The following is a 7,572-nucleotide window of genomic DNA, read 5'->3' as shown; positions in this document are numbered from 1 at the left end:
CCATTCCGTCTTTTGCAGTTTATCTTGCGAGCTTTACCCGCCGAAGCCAACCTACGCTAAAATACAAGCTTCGGCAGGTATACCTTGGCGTAGGAGGGGCTTCGTAACGTGGCAATCTCGCCGAAGGCGGAAAAGGAATGGGAATAAACAATAGTGTATAGGATAAAGACAAACAACGTTGTAAAGAGAATAAGCATAAGCAACAATTCAGGAGAATTATAATGAGAGTTATCCATTTTAAATCTTACAAAAAAGAAAATAGTGATATAGGTATTGGGATAGGCAAATTTGACGGAGTACACATAGGGCACCAATCAATACTTAACAAAGTTCTTTGTGAATCCCAAAAGGACTCACTAACCCCTTCTGTTTTCACATTTAGAAACTTTCCTAACGAATTTATGCTTTATAGTTGGGAAGACAGACTTACCCTCATAAAAAAATCTGGAATTAAATTATGTATATGGTGCGACTTTCAAGAGGTTTATAAGATTGAAGCAGACACCTTTCTTGATATTCTTTCTGAAATGGGAACAAAGACCATAGTGGTTGGTTACAACTTTCATTTTGGGGCAGAACGAAAGGGAGATATCAATTTTTTACAAAAAAACTCAGTAAAATATGGGTATAACCTTCTTCTAATACCACCACAAAAAAAAGACGGAGAAATTATAAATTCAACAAAAATACGGCTTTCCTTAAAAGAGGGAGAACTAAACAAAGTAACAGATTTTCTTGGTAGAACCTTTTCAATAGAAGGAAAAGTAATTCACGGAGATAAGATTGGAGGCAAACTTGGTTTTCCAACAGCCAACCTACAACTGTTCAATAATATAAAAATATCAGAAGGGGTTTATGCTGGATTTGTAAAGCATAATAACAAACTGTATTCATCAGCAATTTATATAGGCAACTCCCCAACGTTTGAAAAAAATGAAAGAAAGTTTGAGGTATATCTTTTTGATTTTGAAAAAAATCTTTATGATGAAACTCTAAAGGTTTACCTTATACAAAAAGTTCGTGGCATAAAAATCTTTGAGAATGAATCACAACTCAAAACACAGATATATTCTGATATAGAAAAGATAAAACATATTACGAAAACCAATAAAATTATAGGTTAAGCAATTTTATTGCATTTTCTTTGGCTATCTTTTTGAATACACTCTCGCTTATTTTACCTTCCTCAAGGAGAGATGTGAGAAAGCCCGGTAATGGTGGCTCACCATCGTTCCCACATATATCCGTTCCAAAGAATAGTTTATCCTGAAACTCTATCAAAAATTTTACTGCATATTCAGGGTCTCTTGCAAGCGCTGTATAGCCACTCCCAGCCGATAAATCACCGTAAAGATTTGGGTATCTCCGTAGAAGTTTAGGCACAACCCCTTCCTTTTTTATTGGATATTGAGGGTAGGTTGCCCTATCGGCAGGAGTTTCAAGTTCAGATATTTCTGCCCAAAAGGGAGGTCCGTGTCCAAGAAATTTAAGTTTTGGGAACATTCTTAAACATTGTTCAAATTGCGGAAGACCAGGGTCGTCATAAAGACCATAGGCTCCCCCTATACGGGTAGTAATATCAAAAATTAGTGGCAGTTCGGCAATCTCAACATGATGAAAAAGGTTTAAAGCCATAGGGTGCAGAAAAGGGATATTTGGCATTACCTCACCTATACCTTTACAACCACAATTTTTATAATGTTCAAGTAAATACCCTAAAGGCGCATTCTCAGTATTGGAAATAGCCCTCGGGTCAATGTTACAGAAAGGAATAAACCTATCAGGATATTTTTCTGTAATTTCAAGAATCTCCTCATTTGATTGAGGTAAATAAACTTCTGGACTAACAAGAGGTAGTAAAACAGCTTTTTCTATTTTAAACTTATCGTACTTTACCAACAATTGTTCAGGAGTAGAAAATATTGGTTTACCTCCATGTCCTGGATAAGGTCTTTTATAAGCGTGCCCGTGTATATCTATAAACATTTTTTCTCCTTAATATTAAATTACGTTATGATTAAGTATTATACTTTTTTATAAAGAGAAAAGCAAAAGGCAAGGATAAACCCCTCAGAAAAACTGTCGGGATAAAAGAGGAGATCCTGAAACCCTGGCAGGATAAACAAGTTCAGGATGACAGACTGGGCAGGTAGAAGGGTTCGGAAAGAGAGGGGGGGCGCAACATAATTAAATTTGACAATTTGTCGTATGTATGATAGAGTTTTAAGTAAAGTTTAACTTGAAATCTACTATTTCCTCTCAAAGTTATAAAGAAGTTTGCTTGTAATACAATTTATACAGGCAGTTTCTTATTTATTCAAAATGGATAAGATAAAGTTCGCCATAGGATATCAACTACAGGAAGAGAAAGATGAACCACCTTTTCTTGATATTATAGACAAGTTCGAAGCACAAATATCTGAGGTTTACTTCCCCTGGGCTAATATGGCGTCCGGCAGAGCCCCTTTACTCACCAGGAGAGGGTATGTATTCTGGGATGGACAAAAAAAACTTGAAGATGACCTTAAATATATAAAAAGTAAACAGATAAAACTCAACCTTCTTCTCAACTCCAACTGTTATGGACAATATGCTGTAAGCGAATACCTTCAAAACCAGGTAATCTCTGTTCTTGAACACCTTCAAAACCTGCTAAACGGAGTTGAAATTGTTACAACAACCTCACTTACCATAGCCCACATTATAAAGAATGTTTTCCCGTCTATAGATATAAGGGCTTCTGTAAATATGAGAATTGGTACAATAACCGGGATGAAGTATGTTTCAGATTTTTTTGATAGTTTTTACCTACAGAGAGAATATAACAGAAATCTTGGTTATGTAGAGATGGTGAAAAAATGGGCAGATGATAATCATAAAGGTCTATATCTTCTTGTAAACAGCGGTTGTCTAAACTTCTGCTCTGCTCAAACCTACCATGACAATATGGTAGCCCACGAAAAAGAAATACTTGAAACCATCAATATAAAAGATTGGTCCCCAACGCTCTGTTGGAATTATTATCAGAACCCTAACAACTGGAGAACTCTGTTGCAAGGTAGCTGGATACGCCCTGAAGACCTTGCCCATTATAACAGACTTATCCCTTCAGTAAAGTTAGCCACCCGAATGCACAGTAACCCTATGCAGGTAGTAGAAGCTTATATTAGAAAAAGTTTTAACGGAAACCTTCTTGAACTTTTTGAGCCAGGTTTTTCTTCTATCATCTCCCCACATATTATAGACAATAAAAAATTTCCGGAAGACTGGTTTGCAACAACATCTACTTGTAAGCAGAACTGCCATGAATGTAATTACTGCACACAAGTATTGAAGCAAGTGCTTACACAGGACCATTCCCTTTAACATCAAATTAAATATATTTACCTTAGGAGGATACAATGCTGACTGAAAAAGAGATAAAAGAACACGCCAAACTTTGTGGTGCAGATATTGTAGGTATCACTTCAACAGAAAGATTAAAAGACTTACCAAAAGAGATGAACCCTCTTTATATATTTCCTGAAGCAAAGTCTGTGATAGTTTTAGGATACAGGATATTTAGGGGAGTATTCCGGGGAATTGAAGAAGGAACCTGGTTTGCAAGTTATAACCTTATGGGTTACAACGGGATAAGATGGGTATTCCAACCAGTGACAATGTGGAATTTTACAAAAATTCTTGAAGACCAGGGATATGAAGCAATACCTGTGGTTGACAACTTTCCGTGGAGCAACATAGACAACTTACAGCCAGATATGATAGGTCAGGATTTTATAAACGTAAATAAGACAGCATACGGAAATATGGATAAATATGCAGGTAAATGGTCAAGACCTGTCAGCCCTTCAAAACCTGCTCCAGATATTTTTATACCCTTCAAACTTCTCGCTTATGCAGCTGGTTTGGGTAACATCGGGTATAGCGGGATGTTTTTAACTCCAGAGTTTGGTCCCAGACAAATGTTTTCTTGCGTTATCACTGATATGCCTTTAAAGGAAGACCCTTTATATGAGGAACCTTTATGTGACAACTGTATGCTATGCGTTAAAGAATGTCCAGGTAAAGCTATCTCTGAAAAAGAGAAAGTAGCAGCAATTGTTGCAGGCAAAAAACTTGAGTGGGCAAAGGTTGATTTCAAGAAATGTAGCATTGCTTTTCACGGTGGCACCAAAGAGTTTAATCCTTTTATGGTTACCAAAGAAGATGAAGAAGGTTTTAATAAGAAGCCCTATACTGAATCTATGAAATATAAGCTTGAACCTACAAATTTTGATGGAAGAGGTATAGAAGGTATGAGAGGTTGCCAGATGGCGTGCTTTATGCACCTTGAAAGTCAAGGAAAACTTACAAACAAATTCAAAAAGCCTTTCCGCAGAAAACCTGCATGGGTATTAAAAGAAGAACGACAAAGTTCTACCGATAAATATATAGAAAATAGAATGAAAGTCGACGAATAAGGAGATGACCGTGTTAACTTCAGAAAAAATTAAAAAATATGCAAAAACCCTCGGAGCTGATATTGTAGGAGTTGCATCTTATGATAGGTTTGACGGCGCTCCCAAGCAGCTTGACCCAAGATATATGTTTCCTGACGGTAAATCTATAATTGTAATGGGATTCAGGCATTTCAGAGGCGTGTTCAGAGGTATAGAGGAAGGAACATTCTGGACAAGCTACTGTTCTATGGGGTATGCTTCAATAAATTTTATACAACAACCTCTTGTTTTGTGGAATGTATGTAAGATGATAGAAGACGAAGGGTATGAAGCAATCCCTATCCCTAACAATTTTCCATGGGGAGGAGCAAACTGTTATAATCCACCACGTGTTAAAAATAACGACTATCCACCCAACCCTCGTTTCAGTATGAATGTATCACCAGAGAAACCTCATCCCAATGTTTTTATACATATGCGACTTTCTGCTTTTGCTGCAGGACTGGGAGATATAGGTTACAACAAAATGTTTTTGAGCCCCCAATTTGGTCCCCGCCAACGCCTGGCAGCCATAGTAACCGAAGCACCTCTCAAACCAGACCCTATGCCTGAAGAAAAGATATGTGATATGTGTAAAATGTGCGTTAAAGCTTGCACTGTTCAAGCGATACCTTTAGATAAAACTGTTAAAATACAAATTGCAGGAAAAACACTGGAATGGGCAGATATAGATATAGCCAAATGCGCCCAGGGATTTCAGGGAGCTACACCCGAAACTAATCCTTTCGTTGTCACCCCTGAAGATGCCGCAGGCTATACAAACCCCAGAACAACAGGAAACTACAAAACTCCTTCTTTATATCATTACGCAAGAGCTCTCGAAGGAGCTGCTGGCTGTATAAGAGCTTGTATGATACATCTTGAAGAAAAGAAGAAGATAAAGAACCAGTTTCAGGAGCCCTTCAGAAAGAGAAAACCCTGGAGACTGCCTAAGGTTTAAATTTTCTATTGACAAATTATTACCCCTTATGATATATTAAATAATGGTTGGCAGTACAAGGGTTGCACATCCAAAACTTTTTGTTGCAACAGAAAAATTTGCTAACTACAGGTAATCTCAAAATAAGAAGTTCTCAAGTTAAGGTAAAAAATAAATAGGTGATATAACCCTGCCTAAAAACAGGGTAAATCCCGCCGAAAAATGCGGGATAAAGGAGAAGATATGGGAGCACTAATAGGTGGTATTATAGCTGTAATACTAGGTATCTGGGGACTTGCTAAATGGTTTCCTTTATTTGTAAAAGCTCTTATGGCTGCTATTCCTTTTTTACTTCTCTTAGGTGGAGCCATTGCTATTGCTGCTGGTATTAGCGATATAAAAGACAAGAGTGCTGAAAAGAAAGAAAAAGAAGAAGAGAAGAAAGAAGAAAAACCGAAATCTTAATAAAGTAAACAACTCTTTAAAGGGGGAAGGCAGCACGCTTCCCCCTTTTTTTTTGCCTTCAGAGGGTCTGACCTTTAGAATGCACGTTTATCAACCTTTACAAAATGCTTGCAAAACTTTGTTGACAATTTGTAGAAATATGTAATAAAGTTAAACTTATGAAAGTCAGAGGGAGATAAGTTTTTGAATATTTTACATAAGGAGTTTTTAAATGAGGCTTAATAAAATCTCTGTGGTTTTTGGTTTGATTCTGATACTGGGTTCAACAGTAAAAGCTTTTGATTATAACCCGTCAGATTTCCCTGAAGGATGGAGTTTAAACAACGCAGTTAAAGATTCCATATTCAGGGTCATCAAGGAGAAGGAAATATGGGACCCACAAAAGGCGACATGGCAGAAAAACACCTATGCTTTCGTGAAAGGGCACCTTATGAGTAAACAGTTTGAAGTCTCCGCCGGTGACGAGATAGAAATAGGTTTTTATGCAAAATCTGCAGAAGAAAAAGAAGTCTTATGCACCATATACACCTATGCCCGCACAGAAAAAGGCGGTTTTGCTTATAACGGAGGACTGAAAGGATTTAAAGGCAGTGCAAAAAAAGAATGGACTCTTATATCAGGAAAAATAATAATACCCGATAAGTTACAAAATTACAACAGGTCAGTTGATGCAATTATAGTAACGCTTGTAAGCGATACGGGTGCCAACTTTAACAATCCTTCAATCTCTCATATCAAGAAAAAAATGTTCAGTAATCCAGAATATGCAGTGCAAGAGGCAGCCGGCAGGGCAAGGCTGGTCCGACAAGATTATACAGGGGCACGGGAAGCGTTCAATAGCGCCTTAAAACTTGCGGGAACTGAAGACGAAACAAAACTTATACTTTCACATATAGAAGAAACAGACAAGACAGAAAAGATATCCACCACTACAGAAAAGGCAAAAACAATATTCAAAAAAGCAGACGATTTTATAAAACAGGGCAAATACAGAGAAGCACTCATAGAATATCAATCTATAAAAGATACCTCTGGCATAGATTATATGAAGGAAATATCACTCTGCAACATAGCAAAGATATACCGTCTAAATAAGAATTTTGCAAACGCACACAAGACTTACAATGAGTTTCTTGGGCTTCCTGGGCTAACAGATTTTTACCGTATATACGGGCTTTTTGAGCAGGCAGAAACCTATCTTGAGCAGAAAAACTACGTTAGAGCAAGACAGTTGTATGCTTTGATAATAAAGACAGCAGGGATTCAAAAACACCACGTATTCCGTGCCACTCTTTACACTGGCGACAGTTACAGACAAGAGAAGAAACATAGTCAGGCAAGAAAGATATACGAAGAACTCTTTAGGCAGCAAGAGACTTCACACTACCCTCACGAGGGCTACCGGCTGGACTTAAGGAGCAGGTTAGAGGAGATAGACGGTCTACCTGACGGTGCAGTGGAAAAAAGTTTAAGAGAAAAACGTATAGAATGGGTAAACAGACCGAAATATGGAATATATGTTTCGCTAAAAGGTAGCGATAAGAACTCTGGTACAAAGAAAAAACCTTTCGCCTCCATAAACAGGGCTCAGGAAGAGGTAAGGAAAATAAAAGATAAAGGTATGCCTAAAGGTGGAATAGCAGTATATTTAAGAGGTGGAAAATATTTTATTACAGAGAGCATCTCTTT

The 7,572-nt window shown here is 37.5% G+C and carries 7 protein-coding genes; 6 read left to right on the top strand and 1 reads right to left on the bottom strand.

The features are described from left to right. The first annotated feature begins 221 nt into the window (after nt 1-221). The gene (gene ribF, locus M0P98_08760) at nt 222-1,124 is read left to right on the top strand and encodes a riboflavin biosynthesis protein RibF (GenBank protein ID MCK9266939.1); all 903 of its coding nucleotides are present in this window, start codon (nt 222-224) and stop codon (nt 1,122-1,124) included. On the opposite strand, the gene M0P98_08755 is transcribed toward ribF, so the two are convergent. Then, on the bottom strand, nt 1,114-1,986 hold the full coding sequence (locus M0P98_08755; protein ID MCK9266938.1) for an amidohydrolase: 873 nt from the start codon (nt 1,984-1,986) through the stop codon (nt 1,114-1,116). The genes ribF and M0P98_08755 overlap by 11 nt on opposite strands. A gap of 336 nt (nt 1,987-2,322) precedes the next feature. Between M0P98_08755 and M0P98_08750 the strand changes: the two genes are divergently transcribed. The 5 genes from M0P98_08750 to M0P98_08730 all read left to right on the top strand — a co-directional run. Continuing rightward, a complete protein-coding gene (locus tag M0P98_08750; protein MCK9266937.1) occupies nt 2,323-3,366 on the top strand; it encodes a hypothetical protein in 1,044 nt (347 codons plus the stop codon). A 35-nt stretch (nt 3,367-3,401) separates the two neighbouring features. Beyond that, the gene (locus tag M0P98_08745; protein ID MCK9266936.1) at nt 3,402-4,460 is read left to right on the top strand and encodes a hypothetical protein; all 1,059 of its coding nucleotides are present in this window, start codon (nt 3,402-3,404) and stop codon (nt 4,458-4,460) included. 10 nt (nt 4,461-4,470) lie between these two features. Next, entirely contained in the window at nt 4,471-5,439 is a 969-nt protein-coding gene (locus M0P98_08740) for a hypothetical protein (protein MCK9266935.1), read from the top strand. 222 nt (nt 5,440-5,661) lie between these two features. After that, on the top strand, nt 5,662-5,883 hold the full coding sequence (locus tag M0P98_08735) for a hypothetical protein (GenBank protein ID MCK9266934.1): 222 nt from the start codon (nt 5,662-5,664) through the stop codon (nt 5,881-5,883). A gap of 211 nt (nt 5,884-6,094) precedes the next feature. Next, nucleotides 6,095-7,572: hypothetical protein (locus M0P98_08730; protein ID MCK9266933.1), on the top strand; the 1,478-nt coding region annotated here is incomplete at its 3' end.

The organism is bacterium (assembly GCA_023230585.1).
Taxonomy (GTDB): domain Bacteria; phylum Ratteibacteria; class UBA8468; order B48-G9; family JAFGKM01; genus JALNXB01.
Note: the sequence above shows the minus strand (reverse complement) of the source record. Positions and strands in the feature narration are given on the sequence as shown.